This window comes from Nitrosomonas sp. JL21 (assembly GCF_009833095.1).
Classification (GTDB): Bacteria; Pseudomonadota; Gammaproteobacteria; order Burkholderiales; family Nitrosomonadaceae; genus Nitrosomonas.
Genome location: NZ_QRCB01000050.1, coordinates 1 through 18,982 on the forward strand (window position 1 = coordinate 1; position 18,982 = coordinate 18,982).

19 protein-coding genes are annotated in these 18,982 nt (G+C 49.0%); 10 read left to right on the plus strand and 9 right to left on the minus strand.

All coding sequences use genetic code 11. The annotated features are described in order from the left end of the window. Together ABF87_RS13140 and ABF87_RS13145 are read right to left on the minus strand one after the other, a co-directional pair. The coding region (locus ABF87_RS13140) for a hypothetical protein (protein ID WP_205012703.1) at positions 1–289 on the minus strand (289 nt) is incomplete at its 3' end. A 348-nt stretch (positions 290–637) separates the two neighbouring features. Beyond that, positions 638–2,857, minus strand: coding sequence for a Tex family protein (locus ABF87_RS13145; RefSeq protein WP_160829575.1), 2,220 nt, complete (start codon positions 2,855–2,857; stop codon positions 638–640). A 219-nt stretch (positions 2,858–3,076) separates the two neighbouring features. Between ABF87_RS13145 and ABF87_RS13150 the strand changes: the two genes are divergently transcribed. The 5 genes from ABF87_RS13150 (at position 3,077) to ABF87_RS13160 (ending at position 7,211) form a co-directional block, all read left to right on the plus strand. Then, positions 3,077–3,607, plus strand: a complete 531-nt coding sequence (locus tag ABF87_RS13150; RefSeq protein WP_160829576.1) for an AAA family ATPase — start codon at positions 3,077–3,079, stop codon at positions 3,605–3,607. After that, complete coding sequence (locus ABF87_RS14690) at positions 3,604–3,774, plus strand: hypothetical protein (RefSeq protein ID WP_164503244.1); 171 nt, start codon at positions 3,604–3,606, stop codon at positions 3,772–3,774. Before ABF87_RS13150 ends, ABF87_RS14690 begins: the two co-directional genes overlap by 4 nt. A gap of 215 nt (positions 3,775–3,989) precedes the next feature. Next, entirely contained in the window at positions 3,990–4,151 is a 162-nt protein-coding gene (locus tag ABF87_RS14845) for an AAA family ATPase (RefSeq protein ID WP_205012704.1), read from the plus strand. 8 nt (positions 4,152–4,159) lie between these two features. Continuing rightward, entirely contained in the window at positions 4,160–6,106 is a 1,947-nt protein-coding gene (locus ABF87_RS13155) for an AAA family ATPase (RefSeq protein WP_205012705.1), read from the plus strand. A 79-nt stretch (positions 6,107–6,185) separates the two neighbouring features. After that, positions 6,186–7,211, plus strand: a complete 1,026-nt coding sequence (locus ABF87_RS13160; RefSeq protein ID WP_160829577.1) for a Fic family protein — start codon at positions 6,186–6,188, stop codon at positions 7,209–7,211. Positions 7,212–7,237: 26 nt separating this feature from the next. Here the strand turns inward: ABF87_RS13160 and ABF87_RS13165 are convergent, their stop codons facing one another. Beyond that, the gene (locus tag ABF87_RS13165; RefSeq protein ID WP_160829578.1) at positions 7,238–7,567 is read right to left on the minus strand and encodes a DUF2007 domain-containing protein; all 330 of its coding nucleotides are present in this window, start codon (positions 7,565–7,567) and stop codon (positions 7,238–7,240) included. Positions 7,568–7,612: 45 nt separating this feature from the next. Here ABF87_RS13165 and ABF87_RS13170 point away from each other — a divergent pair, with 45 nt between their 5' ends. Next, positions 7,613–8,500: a recombination-associated protein RdgC gene (locus ABF87_RS13170; protein ID WP_160829579.1), complete on the plus strand. Its 888-nt coding sequence runs from the start codon at positions 7,613–7,615 to the stop codon at positions 8,498–8,500. Positions 8,501–8,597: 97 nt separating this feature from the next. On the opposite strand, the gene serS is transcribed toward ABF87_RS13170, so the two are convergent. The 6 genes from serS to ABF87_RS13200 all read right to left on the minus strand — a co-directional run bounded on the left by serS (position 8,598) and on the right by ABF87_RS13200 (position 16,007). Next, on the minus strand, positions 8,598–9,914 hold the full coding sequence (gene serS, locus ABF87_RS13175) for a serine--tRNA ligase (RefSeq protein ID WP_160829580.1): 1,317 nt from the start codon (positions 9,912–9,914) through the stop codon (positions 8,598–8,600). Between the two features lie 32 nt (positions 9,915–9,946). Beyond that, positions 9,947–11,284 carry a replication-associated recombination protein A gene (locus ABF87_RS13180; protein WP_240143685.1) on the minus strand — a complete coding sequence of 446 codons (1,338 nt, stop codon included), beginning with the start codon at positions 11,282–11,284 and terminating at the stop codon, positions 9,947–9,949. Continuing rightward, positions 11,268–11,894 carry an outer membrane lipoprotein chaperone LolA gene (gene lolA, locus ABF87_RS13185; protein WP_160829582.1) on the minus strand — a complete coding sequence of 209 codons (627 nt, stop codon included), beginning with the start codon at positions 11,892–11,894 and terminating at the stop codon, positions 11,268–11,270. Before lolA ends, ABF87_RS13180 begins: the two co-directional genes overlap by 17 nt. A 50-nt stretch (positions 11,895–11,944) precedes the next feature. Continuing rightward, positions 11,945–14,245 carry a DNA translocase FtsK gene (locus tag ABF87_RS13190; RefSeq protein ID WP_160829583.1) on the minus strand — a complete coding sequence of 767 codons (2,301 nt, stop codon included), beginning with the start codon at positions 14,243–14,245 and terminating at the stop codon, positions 11,945–11,947. A gap of 175 nt (positions 14,246–14,420) precedes the next feature. Continuing rightward, a complete protein-coding gene (locus tag ABF87_RS13195; protein WP_160829584.1) occupies positions 14,421–15,347 on the minus strand; it encodes a GGDEF domain-containing protein in 927 nt (308 codons plus the stop codon). A gap of 168 nt (positions 15,348–15,515) precedes the next feature. Then, positions 15,516–16,007, minus strand: coding sequence for an RDD family protein (locus tag ABF87_RS13200; RefSeq protein ID WP_160829585.1), 492 nt, complete (start codon positions 16,005–16,007; stop codon positions 15,516–15,518). 291 nt (positions 16,008–16,298) lie between these two features. On the opposite strand from ABF87_RS13200, the gene ABF87_RS13205 reads away from it, so the two are divergent. The 4 genes from ABF87_RS13205 to ABF87_RS13220 all read left to right on the plus strand — a co-directional run bounded on the left by ABF87_RS13205 (position 16,299) and on the right by ABF87_RS13220 (position 18,719). Continuing rightward, positions 16,299–17,006 (plus strand): energy transducer TonB, encoded by a 708-nt coding sequence (locus tag ABF87_RS13205; protein ID WP_160829586.1) that lies wholly within the window; start codon positions 16,299–16,301, stop codon positions 17,004–17,006. 3 nt (positions 17,007–17,009) lie between these two features. Beyond that, positions 17,010–17,777, plus strand: a complete 768-nt coding sequence (locus ABF87_RS13210) for a MotA/TolQ/ExbB proton channel family protein (RefSeq protein ID WP_160829587.1) — start codon at positions 17,010–17,012, stop codon at positions 17,775–17,777. After that, positions 17,777–18,202, plus strand: a complete 426-nt coding sequence (locus tag ABF87_RS13215) for a biopolymer transporter ExbD (RefSeq protein WP_160829608.1) — start codon at positions 17,777–17,779, stop codon at positions 18,200–18,202. Before ABF87_RS13210 ends, ABF87_RS13215 begins: the two co-directional genes overlap by 1 nt. A gap of 292 nt (positions 18,203–18,494) precedes the next feature. Next, entirely contained in the window at positions 18,495–18,719 is a 225-nt protein-coding gene (locus ABF87_RS13220; protein ID WP_160829588.1) for a (2Fe-2S)-binding protein, read from the plus strand. Positions 18,720–18,982 lie beyond the last annotated feature (263 nt).

Genomic DNA, 18,982 nt, shown 5'->3' on the forward strand with positions numbered 1-18,982 from the left:
GCCCTTCACCGGTGCCGTTGACGATGAAGGTGTCGGCGAGTGCGCTACCGGTTAAATTATCGTCATTACCACCGCCGCTGATAGTAACGCTCGTTACGCCGGAAGCAGCCGTCAGCCCGGCCAGGTTAATGGTATCCGAGCCGAATCTGCCATTTATCACCAGCGTGTCATCGCTAAAGGGGCCGCTCGGTACCGCATTGAGATTGACGTCAAACCCAGGGGCTGGCGTGCTGTCCGTAATCGTTACTGTATCATTACTATCCGTGCCATTGATTGTTTTGGTAGTCATTTTGATATCCTTTGGTAATAGAAAAAATTATTTTTGTTCATTGACTTGCTACTACTTGTGCGATCTGGTGAATCTCATGCGTGCCGCGTGATGCTTGTTTCAGTTTATGGATTGAACCTGAGGTCGGCGGCCATCAGGAAAGGCAGAGTAGCAGAATTGATTTTGGCTTGATAGATGATATTTGACTCATAGAATGCTCGTAATTTACTCATTTTAATGGGATAAATATCCAAATTGTAGGAGGATGACTACAACGGGGAGGGAGTAACAGGAAGTGGGGCGCCGAATTGAAATCGTTTTCAGTTGGCTATGGATATGATAATGATGAGTTTATGCCGAATCAGGCACTCACGAGCTGGTTCTGTCCTTCAATCGCATCGTCAGCGCAATCCGCTTGCGTTTTTCATCGACTTCAACGACCTTGACGGTGACGACCTGGCCGACCTTGACGATCGCGTGCGGATCTTTGACGAATTGATCCGCCAGCGCCGAGATGTGCACCAGGCCATCCTGATGCACGCCGATGTCGACGAACGCACCGAACGCGGCGACGTTGGTGACCACGCCTTCCAGCACCATGCCGGGATGCAGGTCTTGCAACGTCTCAACACCTTCCTTGAAGGTTGCGGTCTTGAATGTCGCGCGCGGATCGCGGCCGGGTTTTTCGAGTTCGTGCAAAATATCCTTGATAGTGGGCAAACCGAAACGCTCATTGGTATACTGCTCCGGGCGAACGGCTTTCAGCACGGTCGTGTTGCCGATCAACGCGGCAACGTTCAATTTGACGTCCCGCAGTATGCGCTCAACCAATGAGTACGATTCCGGATGCACGGCAGAGGCGTCGAGCGGGTTGTCGCCGTCCGCAATGCGCAGGAATCCGGCCGCCTGTTCAAAGGTTTTGGCACCCAGGCTGGGCACCTTCAATAGTTCGGCACGCTGGCCAAACCGGCCCTTGCTGTCACGATAGGCCACGATGTTGTGCGCGATTTTGCTGTTCAATCCGGCGACGTAGCGCAGCAGGGCCGGTGATGCCGTGTTGACATCGACCCCGACGGCATTGACGCTGTCCTCCACCACCGCATCGAGCGACTGTGCCAACTGGTTTTGATTGACGTCATGCTGATACTGACCGACACCGATCGATTTCGGGTCGATCTTGACCAGTTCGGCGAGCGGGTCTTGCAGGCGCCGTGCGATCGACACTGCGCCGCGCAACGATACGTCGAGGTCCGGCAGTTCCTCGGAGGCCAATTCGGACGCCGAATACACCGACGCCCCGGCTTCCGACACCATGATCGATGTCAGTTTGAGTTGTGAATGACGCTTGATTAGCTCCTTGGCCAGTTGATCGGTTTCGCGCGACGCGGTGCCGTTGCCGATGGCGATCAGCGATGCCTGGTGCCGCTCTGCCAGTTGCCGCAATGTGTGCAGTGCGCCGTCCCAGTCGTTTTTCGGTGCATGCGGATAGATCGCCGTGGTGTCGAGCACTTTGCCGGTGGCATCCACGACAGCGACTTTGACGCCGGTGCGCAAACCGGGATCGAGCCCGATGGTCACGCGCGTTCCGGCTGGTGGAGCGAGTAGCAACGCTTTCAGGTTTTGCGCAAATACTTTGATGGCTTCGGTCTCGGCGCGTTCGAGCAAATTGCCCATTAATTCGGTTTCCAAATGTGCAAAAATTTTCGTGCGCCAGGCCTGACGTACGGTATCGATCAGCCAGCCATCCGCCGCACGCTTCTGGTCGCGGATGTTGAATGCTCGCGCGATCATCAGTTCGCACGGATTCAGCAAAACATCGCGGGGTTTGTTCTCCAGCTCAGTGTCGAGCAACAGCTTGAGCTTCAGCATGCCTTCGCGCTCGCCGCGCAACAGTGCCAGCGCCCGGTGCGACGGAATTTTGCTGATCGCTTCGCTGTAATCGTGATAATCGGTGTATTTGGTATCGCTGTCCTTTTTGTCTTTGACGGCCTTGGCGGTCAGCACGCCGTGCCCGCGCAGGTAATCGCGCAAGGTTTGCAGCAACGGCGCATGCTCGGCAAAACGCTCGATCAGGATATGCTGCGCGCCTTCCAGCGCAGCCGCCGCATCGGCCACGCCGGGATTGTCGCCTTCTTCGCTGGTGAACGGCGCTTTCAGGTATTTCGCCGCTTCGGCCAGTGGATCGAGTCGCGGATCATTCAACAGACTATCCGCCAGCGGCTGCAATCCAGCCTCCAGCGCGATTTGCGCCTTGGTGCGGCGCTTCTTGCGGTACGGCAGATACAAATCCTCGAGCAATGCCTTATCCGTCGCATGCGTCAACGCATCGAGCAATGGCGGCGTCATCTTGCCAAGCTTCTCAATGGCCGTAATGATCGCCGCGCGCCGCTTCTCCAGCTCGCGCAAACTATGCAACCGCTCCGCCAGCACCCGCAACTGCGCATCATCCAATCCGCCGGTCGCCTCCTTGCGGTAACGCGCAATGAACGGCACCGTCGCGCCATCATCGAGCAATTGCACGGTGGACTGGACTTGTGAGGTTTTGACGGCAAGCTCGGTGGCAAGGCGTTGTTCGATGGATGGCAGCATGGGAATGTGTTTCGGTCGTTGAAGTGTGGGAAAGAATGGTAAACCATGTGGCTAAGGGATCGCAATGGATTAGACCGGGTAAAGTTGGTCGAGCCTGTGGGATGCATGTCTATTCTGAAGTCATGCCTGATCGAGGAATAGTGAAATACACTTTGGATGAATGTTAATATCGCCGTTATCGATGCGATTCATTGGTGAGGTCGAATTGGAGCTTGAAGCGTGAATGATAATCCCGAGAAAAAAATCATCATTATCGCCGGACCCAATGGCGCAGGAAAAACAACTTTTGCGGAAGAATTTCTCCCCCGTGAAGCAGCCTGTCCTACCTTTATCAACGCCGATCTCATTGCGGCCGGATTGGCTCCTTTCGAGCCGGAACGGGCAGCTTTCCGGGCAGGTAGATTGATGCTGGAAGAAATTTTCAATCATGCCCGGCGCAGTGAAAATTTTGCCTTTGAAACAACTTTGAGTGGCCGAATATATGCCGGGTTGATTCCGGAATGGCAAGCCGATGGCTATATCGTCAAATTGTTTTTCCTTCAATTGTTGTCTCCGGAGTTGGCGGTTGCCCGAGTCCGGCAACGGGTTCGCGAAGGTGGTCACAATATTCCAGAGCCGGTGATCCGACGGCGTTTCACGGCAGGGTTGCGGAATTTCTCCAATCTTTATAAACCAATCGTTAACGAATGGGCGCTGTATGATAATTCCGGCAGTGAACCAAGACTGATCGATGAAAGAGTGAATGAATGAAAAACCAGACTGTAAATTCCAGCAAAAAACAAAAACAACGCGACCCGGATCTAGCTGCAGCCGAGATTGCCATGAAACGAGCTGCTCAAAGAGCTCGTGAACGAGCTAGGCGTATTGGGGCGGGGGTTGTGGTTTTGAAAGACGATCGTATTGTGGAGGAGAAGTAGAATATACGTGTGTGTGATTGTATCGTCGGATTGATCAATAGTATCAAAAAGGCCGAGAGTCTTACTGATCTGGAAAGTCGCTACGGTGCCCTAGGCAAGCGGGTATCCAAGGGGGAATTGGATTTATCGCGAATTTTTTTACCGGTTTAGGGAGTCGCGAGTGATACGGAAGTTGTGTACCGTGAAGCACACGAAAAATGCGAAAGGAAGCGAACATGGGCGAAATTCAGATAGAGATTAAGAACTGCAACAATATTGATTTGACAGTCATTTCGCTGGAAGAGAAGAGATTAAATATCAAATTCGCGCCTAATGGAACCGGCAAAAGCACGATTGCAAGAGCGATATTGCTCGGTCTAAAGCGAGAGGCTCACTGAGCGAACTCATGCCGTTCAAACTCAGAAAAGAAAACCCAGAGAACAAGCAGCCGGAAGTCAAGGGGGCAGAAGCGCTCAAAAGTATCATGTGCTTCAATGAGGAGTATGTCAGTCAGTTTGTTTTCAAGCCTGACGAACTCCTCAGCAACAGCTTCGATATTTTTATCAGAACCGATGCCTACAAACAGAAAGAGCAGGAAATAGAGGAACTGGTTCGCAATATCAAGCAGCTTTTTTCCAAAAATCAAGAATTAGAATTTTTGATGGATACTCTTAAGGAAATGGGAAATGCCTTCAAATTGAGCAAAACAGGTTTGGATAAAAGGTCTGCCGGCATGAAAGCATTCTCTGCCGAAAACAAAATCAAGTATGTTCCTGCAGGGTTAGAATCCTACACTCCGTTTATTCAGAGTCAAAACAGCGTGGGCTGGATCGACTGGCAAACCAAGGGATATGAATTTGTAGAACTGTCGGACAATTGTCCCTTCTGCACATCACATGCAGTCGATAAGAGGGATCAGATCAAAAAAATTGGGCAGGAATATGATAAAAACATCATCAAGAACCTAATTGCTATCATTGATGTGATCAAAAAGCTTGGCGATTTCTTTTCTGATGAAGCCAGAGACAAGCTGACAGCAATCACTGTTCTAAAGGAAGGAATTGAAAGAGAGCATGAGGCATTTCTTGCCACGGTGAAAACTCAGATCGACAATTTTACCGAAAAGCTGGAAAGGCTCAGAACGCTTTCCGCATTCCAGTTCAAAGACGGTGAAAAAGTCGCCGATAAACTGCCTGCATACAAACTCGATTTGCAGTTTTTTTCCGAACTTAAATCAAACAAAATGCAGGGTGCCATAGCTCCGATAAATGCTTCCATAGACGCAGTTATCGAACAAGCAGGGCAGCTTCAGGGCAAGATCAATCAACAACGAAGCGAAATGAAGAAAACCATTGAGCGGCATCAGAAAGACATCAATGAATTTCTTGCCTATGCCGGATACCGCTATGAGGTTGAGATTGCCGGTGAAGGCGAACAAGCTCAACTGAAATTGAGGCATGTCGATCACGGAGAGTACCTCAGTGGTGGTAATCAACATCTCAGCTTTGGCGAAAAGAATGCGTTTGCTATTGTGCTTTTCATGTATGAGTGCCTGGCCAAAAAGCCAGATCTGATCATTCTAGATGATCCAATTTCCTCATTCGATAAAAATAAAAAGTACGCTATCCTCGAAATGCTTTTCCGCCGGAAAACCGATTCATGCCTGAAGAATAAAACGGTTTTGATGCTTACTCATGATGTGGAACCTGTTATCGATACCATCAAGTCACTGGCTGAAATGTTTAATAATCAGACATCGGCGTCATTTCTAAGGTTGGCGGCTGGCCAAATTAGCGAATGCGATATATGCAAGGATGATATACAGACCTTTTTCCAAATCTGTAAGAATGCCCTTGCTTCCGAAAAAGACGATATCGTCAAATTAATCTACCTAAGGCGACATTTTGAGATTGCCGACAATAAGGGTGACGCCTATCAGGTGTTGTCAAACCTATTACACAAAGGAAACGACAAGGGGCGCGGTATTGATACCCGTGAGCCGAAAGATGAAGAAGACAATCACCCAGAAATGGAGCCTGCCAAATTCGAAAGTGGCTGCACTGAAATATCAAGCCATCTGGATGGTTTTTCATACCCACAACTTTTAAATCGAGTCGGTGATCTGAACACTCTAAGGGTACTATACAATGCATCCGCAAATGGGTATGAAAAGCTTCAGATTTTCCGCCTGATAGGGCTTGATGTTGAAAATTCGGTGATTCAGAAGTTCATAAATGAAACCTACCACATCGAGAATGAATTCATTAATCAGCTTGACCCCGCTAAATTCGACACAATCCCAGAATATGTCGTAGCAGAATGTAACAAGTTAGTGAACGGGAAGGCGGATTGATTTACTCGTTCCATACTGCCGTGGTTCTCATTTCTCATGTCTTCCGCGTGTTTCGTGACTCCTTATACCGGGAGATTTCATGAAATACCAACCGCCTTACACCATTACCCCTGCTATCGTGAATTTGGTCGCTGCAATCAGCGAAACGATCGGCCGCTACACCGTGCTGGCTGAACAGAGTCTGACGCCACGATTGCGGCGGGAGAATCGTATTCGTACTATCCATGCTTCGCTGGCCATCGAAAACAATACGCTGACGCTGGAGCAGGTGACCGCCGTAATCGAAGGTAAGCGGGTGCTGGGTCATCCACGCGAAATTCAGGAGGTGCGTAATGCTTTTGCCGCCTATGAGGCATTGGAGGATTGGCGTGCTAATTCCGAACGGGATTTGCTGTCGGCGCACGAGCTGTTGATGCGAGGTTTGATGGATGAAGCCGGATGCTATCGTTCCGGCGGGGTCGGTATTTTCCAGGGCAAACAGTTGGTACACATGGCGCCGCCCGCCAACCGGGTACCTCAACTGATGGCCGATTTGCTGGAATGGCTTGCAACGACTACCGAACATCCGCTAATCGCCGGTTGTGTCTTTCATTACGAGTTTGAATTTATTCATCCCTTTGCCGACGGCAATGGCCGGATGGGACGGCTGTGGCAAACATTGATTTTGCGCGACTGGAATGCTTTGCTGGCTTATCTGTCGGTGGAGACGATGGTTAGGGAGCATCAAGAACGTTATTATCAAGCCTTGGCGGCAGCGGATGAGCGAGCGGATGCGACACCTTTCGTCGAGTATATGCTTGGCAAGTTACTTGCTGCCATACGCGAGGCGGTCGATATTCATCAAATGACCGACCAAGTAACCGATCAAGTAACCGATCAAGTAGCAAAACTTATTCAAGTTATGGGGAGCGGAGAATTAAATGGTAATGAGCTGATGCAGGCTTTGGGACTCGTGCATCGCCCGACTTTTCGGGAGAATTATCTGAATCCGGCATTGGCAGAGAACTGGATTGAACGCACGCAGCCTGATTCGCCACGCAGTCCCACACAACGTTATCGATTAACCGCGAAGGGAAGAAAATGGTTGCAACAGCAAACCGGGTGAAGATCAGGTCAGAAGGCAGAATCCACTCAGGATTGGCAACGTTCAGCAACCTCCAACCCACCCCCGCACTTCCAGCATAACTGGAAATTCGCTGGATTTTCCTCGCCGCAGGATGGGCAGTGAATATGGGCGTTGTTGATCGGCGTGTTTTCATACGTTTCGATGACTTGCCTGGCGCGGTCGTAGTCGTCGTCGCGGATGATCCAGATTTCTGGGCGGGCGTGGTGGACGGGGATTTCTCCGGCCATGCCTTGCGCGTGCTGGTTAAAAATTTTCGCCGGAATATAGGCGTGTTCGAGCAGATCCAGTACTATCTGCGCTTCCATCAGATTGCTGGCGGAATAGATTTTTTTCATGTCATTCAGAATACAACTTCATCAACCGGTTAATGGAATTCAATCATGTGGTTTAGAAATCTGCATATCTATCGTATCACCGGTGGCAATATAACACCGATCAGTTTGGAAGAGTCATTGTCCCAGCATGCGCTGCAGCCTTGTCTGCAAATGGAGATGCAAAGCCAGGGCTGGATGACGCCACGCGACGAGCAGGACAATTTTGTGCATGTGCAGGGTCAGCAGTGGTTGATCGCGATGGGGGTGGAGAAAAAAATATTGCCGGCGTCGGTGGTCAATCAGCAGGCCAAGGAGCGGTTGCAGAAAATCGAGCAAATGCAGGGTTATAAGCCCGGCAAGAAGCAGATCCGGGATATTAAGGAAGCGGCGTTGATCGAATTGATGCCGCGCGCTTTTGCGCAACGCCATAAAACCTATGCGTGGATCGATGCCTTGGCGGGCCGGCTGATCATCGACACGGCGAGCGCCAACAAAGCGGAAGAATTCGTGCAATTGTTGCTGAAGTCGAACAGCGGCATCACGCTGGCGCCGTTCGAGACCAAAGTGTCGCCCTCGACGATGATGACGCGCTGGTTGTCGGGCGATGAATTATCGTCGGCCTTTACCATCGACCGCGATTGCGAATTGCAGGGCATGACCGATGAAAAGGAAATCATCCGCTACAGTTGTCACGTGCTCGATACCGAAGAAATTACCCGGCATATCCGCGCCGGCAAGAAAGTCATCAAACTGGCGATGACCTGGGATGGCAAAATTTCATTCGTGCTGCACGACACGTTACAACTGCGGCGAATTGCGCCGCAGGATATTCTGAAGGAATCGGCCGAAAGCGCGGAAGAACTGTTCATCAGCGATTTTGCGATCATGAGCGGTGAATTGAGCCAGATGATCAACGATATCGCCACCGAGTTGGGTGGCGAAGATCGTGACTGAGTTATTGTTGCGGGATATTTCTGTCGCTGCTTTTATAATCCGACAGAGGTGTTTTCATTCGACTGACTTCCTGGTCTACATCACGATGTGAAAAGATTCATTTGACGTTGCCGATCGCCAGTTGATCGATGTCGTTCATATAAGGCCTCAGCGCAGCGGGTATCGTGACGCTGCCATCGGCATTCTGATAATTTTCGAGCACCGCGACCAACGCGCGGCCGACCGCCAGACCTGAGCCATTGAGCGTATGCAGCAGCGTAGTTTTGCCTTGTTCGTTGCGGAAGCGGGCTTGCATGCGCCGCGCCTGGAAACCTTCGCAGTTGCTGCATGAGGAAATCTCGCGGTAAGTATTCTGCGCCGGTAGCCAGACTTCGATGTCATAAGTTTTTGCGGCTGAAAAGCCCATGTCACCGGTGCAAAGCGCCATGACGCGGTAGGGCAGTTCAAGTTTCTGCAGGATTTTTTCGGCGTGGCCGACCAATTGTTCCAACGCGTCGTAGGAATGATCCGGATGCACCAAGTGCACCAGTTCCACTTTGTCGAACTGGTGCTGGCGTATCAGGCCGCGGGTGTCGCGGCCATAGCTGCCGGCTTCGGAACGAAAGCACGGCGTATGCGACACGAACTTCAACGGCAGCGCCTCGAGCGGCACGATGGCATCGCGCACCATATTGGTGATGGGCACTTCTGCGGTTGGGATGAGATGAAATTCGGCAGTATTGCCGGTTGCAACGTTGCCTGCGCCGCCCGCGTGCACGGCAAACAGATCTTCTTCGAACTTCGGCAACTGGCCGGTGCCGCGCAGGCTGTCGCGATTGACCAGATAGGGCACGTAAGTTTCGATATAGCCGTGTTCCTGAGTATGGGTATCGAGCATGAATTGAGCCAATGCGCGGTGCAGGCGCGCCAGCCCGCCTTTCATGAGGCTGAAGCGTGCGCCGCTGAGCTTTGCCGCAGTTTCGAAATCCAATAATCCGAGGTCTTCGCCGATGCTCACATGATCTTTGATCGCAAAATCGAATGACCGTGGCTCGCCCCAGCGCCGAATTTGCACGTTGTGCGTGTCATCCTTGCCTTCAGGCACGCTGGCATGTGGCAAATTGGGCACTTCGAGCAGGATTTTCTGCAATTGTTCCTGAATCTGTTCCAACTGCGTCTCAGCATCCTTGAGCGCATCACCCAGATGGGCTACTTCGGCCATGATTGCCGAGACATCTTCACCTTTGCTTTTGGCATGGCCGATTTGCTTCGAAACCGTATTGCGTTGCGCTTGCAATTCCTGGGTTTGCGTTTGAATTTTTTTGCGGTATGCCTCAAGAGCATTGAATGCATCCGCAGGAAAAGCATATCCTCGTTTAGCCAGTTGCTGGGTGACGTTGTCCAGATCACTGCGTAATTGTTGAATGTCTAGCATGCAAACTCCAAATAGCCGGGGTCATTGAAAATCTATATTTTACGCTTTGCTTGTTGATCCAAAGCACGTAAATGCGCCAATTTCTCCTGAATTTTCTGTTCCAGCCCGTAGCCAGTCGGTTCATAAAAGTTGACCTCGGGCATGCCGTCAGGAAAATACTGTTCGCCGGCCACATATGCGTCCGGATAATCATGCGCATAGCGATAGTCTTTGCCGTAGCCGAGGTCTTTCATGACCCGGGTCGGCGCATTGCGCAAATGGATCGGAACGCGGCGTGATTGATCGCGAGCAACGAAAGCACGCGCTTTGTCGTAAGCCAGATAAGCCGCATTGCTTTTCGGCGCGCAGGCCAAATATAAACTGACTTGCGCCAGCGCCAGTTCGCCTTCCGGACTGCCGAGGCGTTCATAGGTTTCACAGGCATCCAGGGCCAAACGAAGCGCGCGCGGATCGGCCAGGCCGATATCTTCAACGGCCATGCGGATCAAGCGCCGGCCGATATACAGCGCGTCGGCCCCGCCATCGAGCATGCGGCACAGCCAATACAGCGCCGCGTCGGGAGAAGAGCCGCGAACCGATTTGTGCAATGCGGAAATCTGGTCGTAAAACGCGTCGCCGCCTTTATCAAAATTGCGCGTATTTTGGGACAATGCATTCAGGGTGGTGGTTTTATCGATATGTGTCAGCGCTGCGGCGCTGGCGGCAGTTTGGACTTGTTCGAGCAGATTCAGCAGACGCCGGGCGTCGCCATCGGCAAATTCGATGATGACCTGCCGCGCTTCATCGGAAAATTCCACATTACCCAGCGCCTGGCTGACGGCGCGTTCAAACAACTGAGACAGTTCATCCTGCGACAAAGCAGTGAGCACGTACACTTGGGTGCGTGACAGCAGCGCGTTATTCACTTCAAATGACGGATTCTCAGTGGTGGCGCCGACAAACGTGATCAATCCTTGCTCCACATACGGTAAGAATGCATCTTGCTGTGCTTTGTTGAAGCGATGGACTTCATCGACGAACAAGATGGTGTGGCGTCCGCTTTGCTGGAGAGTCAATTCAGCGCGTTCTATGGCCGCGCGGATATCTTTAACACCGGATAGAACCGCGGATAATGATATGAATTCACAATTGAATTCATGAGCCATGATGCGTGCCAGCGTGGTTTTGCCTGTGCCAGGCGGACCCCAGAGGATCATCGAATGCGGTTTGCCGGTTTCGAAGGCCAAGCGCAGCGGCTTACCCGGGCCGAGCAGATGCTGTTGTCCTATGACGTCTGAGAGCTGCTTGGGGCGTAGCTGTTCAGCCAGCGGTATATGTGGGGAAGGGGATTGCGTGGATGAAAATAAGTCAGCATCACTCACTGATGACATCCGCATTGGCCGGAGGCGTGAATGTGAACGAATCTGCCGGCAAGCGGGGATTCTTGTCCAATTCGGAGAAAGCCAGTACCGTCGTTTGCCCAAAACTGTCACGCAGCGCCATGATTTTCAGCGTGCCATCCGGTGAAAAGCCCATCTGAATGAATTCAAATACGCTTTCCTTATTTTTCGGAATGGCTTCGAGCCATTCGAGCTCATTTTGTACACCCAGTTCGGTCAGTTCGAAATTGTCCTCGATGGCGCTATTGCCTGCGAGGAGCGCTGCGGGACTGCTGCCAATGGCGATGTTGAAGGGCCGTATCGTGACCTGGTTGAGATCCTGGTCGTAAAACCATACTTGTTTGCCATCGCCGACGATGAGCTGTTCATAGGGTTTTTCGTAAGTCCAGCGGAATTTTTCGGGACGTTCGAATAGCATCGTTCCTTTCGATTCTTGCAATGTGCGTGCGCTTTTGTCATACAACGTTTGCGAAAAATTTGCCCGGACGGTGCGCGTGTCATGGATGAAGCTTTTCAGGCTGCCGATCGCAGTAGCATTTGCCTGGGGTGCTAGCAAGCTGCTGATCAATAGCATAAGAATGAAATAATAATGGCGAATCATTGGGTTTGCCTTAGAGTTGAGGGAAGAAGCGCGCATAGGGCCAAACAAAATTATTCGCCACGTGCGGGCGCGAGCACTTCGCGATTGCCGTTGCTTTGCATCGATGAAACCAATCCGGCGCGCTCCATTTCTTCGATTATTCGGGCGGCGCGATTATAACCGATGCGTAAATTGCGTTGCACCAGAGAAATTGATGCGCGACGGGTTTTGACGACAATCGCGACGGCCTCATCATACAGCGGATCGGCTTCGCCTTCCGCCGATTTCTTGCTTTCGGGAGCGTCGCTATTGTCATTGTCTTCTTCACCGGTGCTGAGAATTTCTTCGATATAGCACGGTTCGCCATGTTCTTTCAGGTATTCGACGACCTTGTGCACTTCATGATCGGCGACGAAAGCGCCATGAATTCGTTGCGGATAACCGCTGCCCGGCGGCAGGTACAGCATGTCGCCCTGGCCTAACAGCGCCTCGGCGCCCATCTGATCGAGTATGGTGCGCGAATCGATTTTGCTCGAGACTTGAAAGGCAATGCGGGTGGGAATATTGGCTTTGATCAGACCGGTGATGACGTCCACCGACGGACGTTGCGTCGCCAGCAGCAGATGGATACCGGAGGCGCGGGCTTTTTGAGCGAGCCGTGCGATCAGATGTTCGACCTTCTTGCCGGCGACCATCATCAGATCGGCTAACTCATCAATCACCACGACGATCAGCGGCAATTCGTCCAGATAATCCGGTTCTGCTTCGGCTGCGTTCAGCGGATTCAACAGCGGTTCTTCTTTTTTGAGCGCTTCCTGGATTTTTTGGTTATAACCGCTGAGATTGCGCACGCCGAGCGCTGACATCAGTTTGTAGCGCCTCTCCATCTCATTGACGCACCAGCGCAGTGCGCTGGAGGCTTCGCGCATATCGGTCACCACGGGCGTGAGGAGGTGGGGAATGCCTTCATAAACCGATAATTCGAGCATTTTGGGATCGATCAGGATGAGGCGGGTTTGCTCCGGGGGCGTTTTGTAGATCAGGCTTAAAATCACTGCATTAATCGCAACCGATTTGCCGGATCCCGTCGTTCCCGCCACCAATGCATGTGGCATTTTCGCCAGATCCGACACGATCGGGCGGCCGCTGATGTCTTTACCCAGCGCAATCGTGAGCAGAGAGGCGGAATCTGCATACGCCTGGGAACTGAGAATTTCCTGCAGCCGCACGATTTGCCGCTTGGGATTGGGAAGTTCAAGTCCCATACTGGTTTTGCCAGGGATCGTTTCGACCACGCGGATGCTGGCAACGGATAATGCGCGCGCCAGATCCTTGATCAGGCTGATGACCTGGCTACCTTTCACGCCGATTGCCGGTTCGATTTCATAGCGCGTAATCACGGGCCCTGGAAAAGCGGCGATTACCTTGACTTCGACGCCGAATTCCTTGAGTTTGCGCTCGATCAAACGGGATGTGAATTCAAGCGTTTCCTTGGATAGTATTTCAAAATCCTTGTCAGGTTCATCCAGTAAATGCAAAGGCGGTAGCGGAGAATCCGGCAAATCCGAAAACAGCGGGGTTTGCTTTTCCTTGGCGATGCGCGGCGATTTGGCGATCGTCGTGGTAGGTAATTCAATATGAAGCTGGCGATTGTCTTCGATACGTTTTTTCTCGTTCTCAACGATTTCATCGCGCATCCGCGAGGCGATCAGTCCTGCGAACTTGTCCTGGCGGGTTTGCCAGCTATTTTGAATGAATAAGCAGAAGTTTTCGATATTTTCGCCAATTTTTTCAACGAATCGCACCCATGACAAACCGGTGAATTGACTGAAGCCAATCGCGATCAGTATGAGCAACGTCAGCGTTGCGCCGGTGAAGCCGAGAATACGCGAGAGATAATAGCTGATGGTATTTCCCAGCATGCCGCCGGGCATCAAAGGAAGCGATACATTGAGAGTATGAAAACGCAATGATTCCAGTCCACTGCTGGCTGTCAGCAATAGCAGAAAACCAGCTGCAGAAAGCACTAGCGAATGCCGGTCGAAAATACCTGCCGTGTCGATGCGGCGGTAGCTCCAGGCAACGGCTGATAAAAAGAAAGCCACCCACCACCATGCTGAGGTGCCAAACAGATAGAGCAATAAATCAGCCAACCAAGCACCGACATGACCGCCGGCATTATGGATCTGGTTGAAATCCCCGCTGTGTGACCAACCTGCGTCGCCGCGATGATAGCTGAAGAATATCAAAATCAGATACAGTGCCGCTCCTGTCAGAATCAAGCAAATCGATTCCCGCAGCAGGCGTGCCACTCGAGGTGAAAATGATTGGCCTGTGGATTTCTTGGCCATCGGTCGATTGATTAAACTCATGGGTATCGCAGAAGCCGTTCGTGTTTATCGGATGGGATACTAAGAGAATGCTAATAATTTTTTTTCAGAATATCAGCTTGTGCGCTTCTTCCGAGATTTTGTGAAGCTCAATTGAAGTGTAATACTGATTATTCTGATGGGATGGACTGATGATATCAAGCCAATGGACGATCAATCAACCGTCAGATCGTGATCGCGATAAGATCGCGGCAACATGTGATTTATCTTTGCTGGCGACTTCGGGTAAAGTCGAAACCAGGTTTTTACCGTTGCTTTTTGAGATGAGCAATGCATCTTCTGCACGTTTGCATAAATCTATTTTGCTGTCATTGTGCCCCAGCATTGCGATACCGATACTGGTCGTGATTTTTCTTTCCGTGCATTCTTTCTCCATTTTGATGGAGATTTTTTTACGAATGGCTTCGCAAACTTCCTTGGCTTCTGATAACTCAGTTTCGGGAAATAAAATAGCAAATACGTCCGTATCAATGTGATAAAAGAGATCGGATGTTCTGATATTGGTTTTGATGTCTGCAGAGATTTTCTTGATCACATCGTTGGAATACTGACGATCGTGTGAATCGCTGAATAATTTGAAATGATCGATGTCAATGATCGCAACCGATAAATTGCGGTGATAGCGTTCGCATCGCAGAATCTCAGTATCCAACTCGGTTTCGAAAGCTTGCCGGTTTTTTTGTCCAGTGATGGGATCAATCAACGTTTGGGTCAGGAGCGCAGACATGTCTATATTAGTTTTTTTGATCTTGATGACCATGACCGTCGAGCAAACGATCAATAACAAAGTCAGTCCCCGATTGAATAACACAATATTCATCGGCAGAATAATGCCGGGTGAATGATAAAAACCCACGATAGTCAATATGATGGATAGAGCGGCTACGAAATAGGTAAATTGAATCCCGCTGATCCATAAGCTGGCGAATATCACTAGCACATACGGAGTGGCGGCTGCAACGCCGAGGGGTAAGTGCAGATCGAAAACAAATATAAACAGCGTGGCAATCAATAAAATCAATCCATTAATTGGAATCGAATATTCTTTCAAGCTGGAAGCTGCAGTGAGAATTGAGCTACGCATCTGTTTATATTAAGTCTTTATCAGAAAGAGTAATTTATGCTGACATTATGCGAATTTAAGAAAATCTTCTTTAAATAAAACAAATTACAGCGCAGTTATTATACCTATTTTTATTAAAAGCACAGCTAAAAATTTTTATATGTAACTTTATGTTTTTTATTATAAAAACTAAATATCGAGTTTTATGATTCGGGTGCCGGCTAATCGATCATGGAGAAATTGACCGTCATGATCAAACAATGCCCAAATGAAGCCAGAGCCGAAAATGAGTGCGCTGATCAAGACGAGTTGCAATGGAGATACAAAATTAAATGGAAGTAATTGATCAATAATAATAAAAATAAATATCCCAATTAATGTGTATAAGAAGCGGCTAATTGCTTGCTTTTTGCTGACGGTTTTCCCGTCGCGCGATACCAGGCGCATCTTCCAAGTTTGCATTGCCAACGTTTGGCCGCCATGTGTCCAGAACCAAGTGAAATAATATCCCATGATTATTACAAGATAACATTGGAACAATGGCTTGAAAAATGGAGCATTGGTATCGCTAAAGATCAGGTGAAAGATCAAGCTGGCAATGAACAGAATCGCAAAAAGAATGAATGTTTCATAGATGAGGCATATGATTCGCCGCCAGAAGCCGGGAGTTGAGTGTGTCATGTGTTTGAGTTAAGTCAATATCGAATGAAGAAATGAGAGATAAATTCCTTCGGTGATTTTATATGGGAACTCCTAAGAAATGAGAGATAAATCAATTTTGATTATTGATAACTATTATCGTTTACGTTATTATATTATAGTGTTTCAAGGATAAAAATTAAGCTACTGTTCCTACCGATGAGCATAACGCGATTAATTTTAGCTTGATAGGTTATTCGAAGATCAGAACAAACATGATCATCGTCGTATTCAGTCATTCTTCTGTAAAGTTTGTTAAGTTGGTATCAGGTAATGCAATCACTAGCTCAAAGAAATTCTGAGTATCTAAATTCACAAGAGCGTCTTATTTCAGCGCCCGGATTACTTTTTGTTCTCATAGTTCATGCCATCGTACTTTATATTCTATGGAATCAAAAGCTTCTTCCGAAGCCTGATCAATTTGTTACATTGTTCGCTGAATTTATCTCAGCTCCGCCGCCCAGTTCTGAGCCGCCAATGCCAATGGCTGAGCCTGCACCCGTTAAGCTTCAGCCGGCAAAAAAGCCTGTCGTCAAACCCAAGCAGGAGCGACTCGTAACAAAATCAACCGCACCTGCGAAACAAACTCATTTGGAACCGTTTAAGCCAGATGAACCCATTGTTGAGCAAGCTCAAGAATCTTTGCCCGTGACAAATGCCGCGCAGCCTGCTCAAATGCCAACCGGACCGGTTACGTTATCATCAGAATTATCTGTTTCATGCCCTAAATTGAATGCCCCTGCTTATCCTGCCATTTCTCGGCGGATGGGAGAAGAAGGTAAATTGGTCCTTCGGGTGGAACTGGATGAGAATGGGCATATTGATAATGCCAAAGTTATCAATAGCAGTGGTTATGAACGTCTCGATTCGGCAGCTTTGAGTGCAGTGAAGAGTTGGCAGTGCAATCCCTCAATTCGTAATGGTCAGCCGGTTCGGGCGGTTGCTTTACAGCCTTTTAATTTTGTACTGCAAGGAAATTAATGAATGGAACAAGGACTTGGTTTTTCGCATTTTCTGTCTCAAATTGATGAAGTCGGAATGTGTGTGCTGGTGTTGCTGTTATCCCTTTCAGTGGCGAGCTGGTACCTGATTGTCACTAAAAGCATTGTCAATCTAATCGCAAAACGGCGAGCAGAAGCTTTTCTCAAACATTTCTGGAGCTTTGATTCGCTCAATGCCGTTAATTTGGAATTCAAGAATGTTGCTCCCAACAATGCTTTTGCGGAGCTTGCCAAGTTGGGGATTGAGGCTGCTGCGGATTCGAAAATCCATAGTTCTCACAAGCTGGCCGCCGCTGGTGGTACGAGTGAATTTTTAACCCGAACCTTACGGAATGGAATCGACCAAGAAGCAACGCGGATCGAAAATGGACTTACTTTGATTGCCTCCGCCGGTTCTGCAGCACCTTATATCGGTTTGTTTGGAACGGTATGGGGCATTTATCACGCGTTGATCCAGATTGGATTATCGGGCCAAGGTACATTAGATAAAGTAGCCGGTCCCGTAGGTGAGGCCTTGATTATGACGGCACTAGGTCTTGCTGTGGCTATTCCCGCAGTGCTTGCGTATAACGCTTTTGTGCGCCGTAACCGTATTTGGTTGGCGCGTCTGGAGGCTTTTGCGCACGATCTCTTCGTTCTCATTACCGTTGGCGATGATCGTCATCATCAAGCTTCGATATCATCGCTGCAATCAGCTCGACCAATTGCTGATGAAGTAGTAAATAACGCCGCCATCGAAAGGAGATCATGATGGGATTCGGCAGTATGCAGAGTAACGGGCGTCAGCCTCCCATGTCAGATATTAATGTCGTTCCGTTGGTTGATGTGATGTTAGTGTTATTGATCATTTTTATCATTACTGCGCCATTGTTGACGCATTCCGTGAAGATTGATTTGCCAAAAGCAGAGAGTAATCCGAATGCGGCGCAGTCAGAGCATGTCGAGCTGGCCATTCGAGCGGATGGTAGTCTTTTTTGGAACGGAGAGTCAGTGATTCTGGAAAATTTGACCTCACGTTTTCATGATGCCGCTCTCCAATCACCTACAACCGAATTGCATATCCGGGCTGATAAATTAGCTCACTATGAGCATGTGGCAAAAATAATGAGCATTGCAGCCAAGGCAGGAATAACAAAAATTGGTTTTATCACCGATCCTTCAATATCTGCACCTTGACTTAAAAATTGTTGAGGGAGGTCCTATAAACTCAATAATGCCAACCATTGTTCAGATTTCGCAGGCCTTTGAACAAAGGGACCAGATATTTAGGCGCTGTAGTTTTCTGTTTGTGTTTTTGAGAGCTCTTCAATTCGATTAATCCCTGGATGCCGAGTATTTCATTTTCTTAACTATAAAACATCCACAAAATAGTTGCATTGTACAGAAAAAATGATAGAATTAAGAATCGTTCTCATTAGTATTGCTTTAAAACGAATTCCTGAAACATAAACTACAAGGCATATAAGAAATGTATGTATGTATCTGTAAAGGTGTGACAGAAAACACATTGCGCGCAGCGATCTATCAAGGAGCGGATAGAATGCGAGATTTGAAAGCATGCTTGGGGGTTACCGGGCAGTGTGGTCTGTGCGCGTGTCATGCTAAACAAATTCTGGATGAAACGCTGTCAGAAAGAACACCTATGCAAAAGCGGGAGCTTCACTCTGCTGAGATGTGTGAAACAGCAGCTTAGAAAATGGTGAGGTTGGGTATTAGTATTAGTTAAATAGTATCAATTGATTACAGTAATTATGGTCAGGTGAGCAACTCGTCTGTTGTAATTTTGCTCAAAATTTTAAATTTAATATTCCTCTTCGTTTCAAGAATATCATAAAATAATCAAAATCATAGTTTGGCGTAATCATACGGATAAATTTTATCTTGGTCGAACTATTCATGATGCTTCTTCACATTGCAGAGATTATTCTATTTATTTGAATGATGCGATGTTGATCT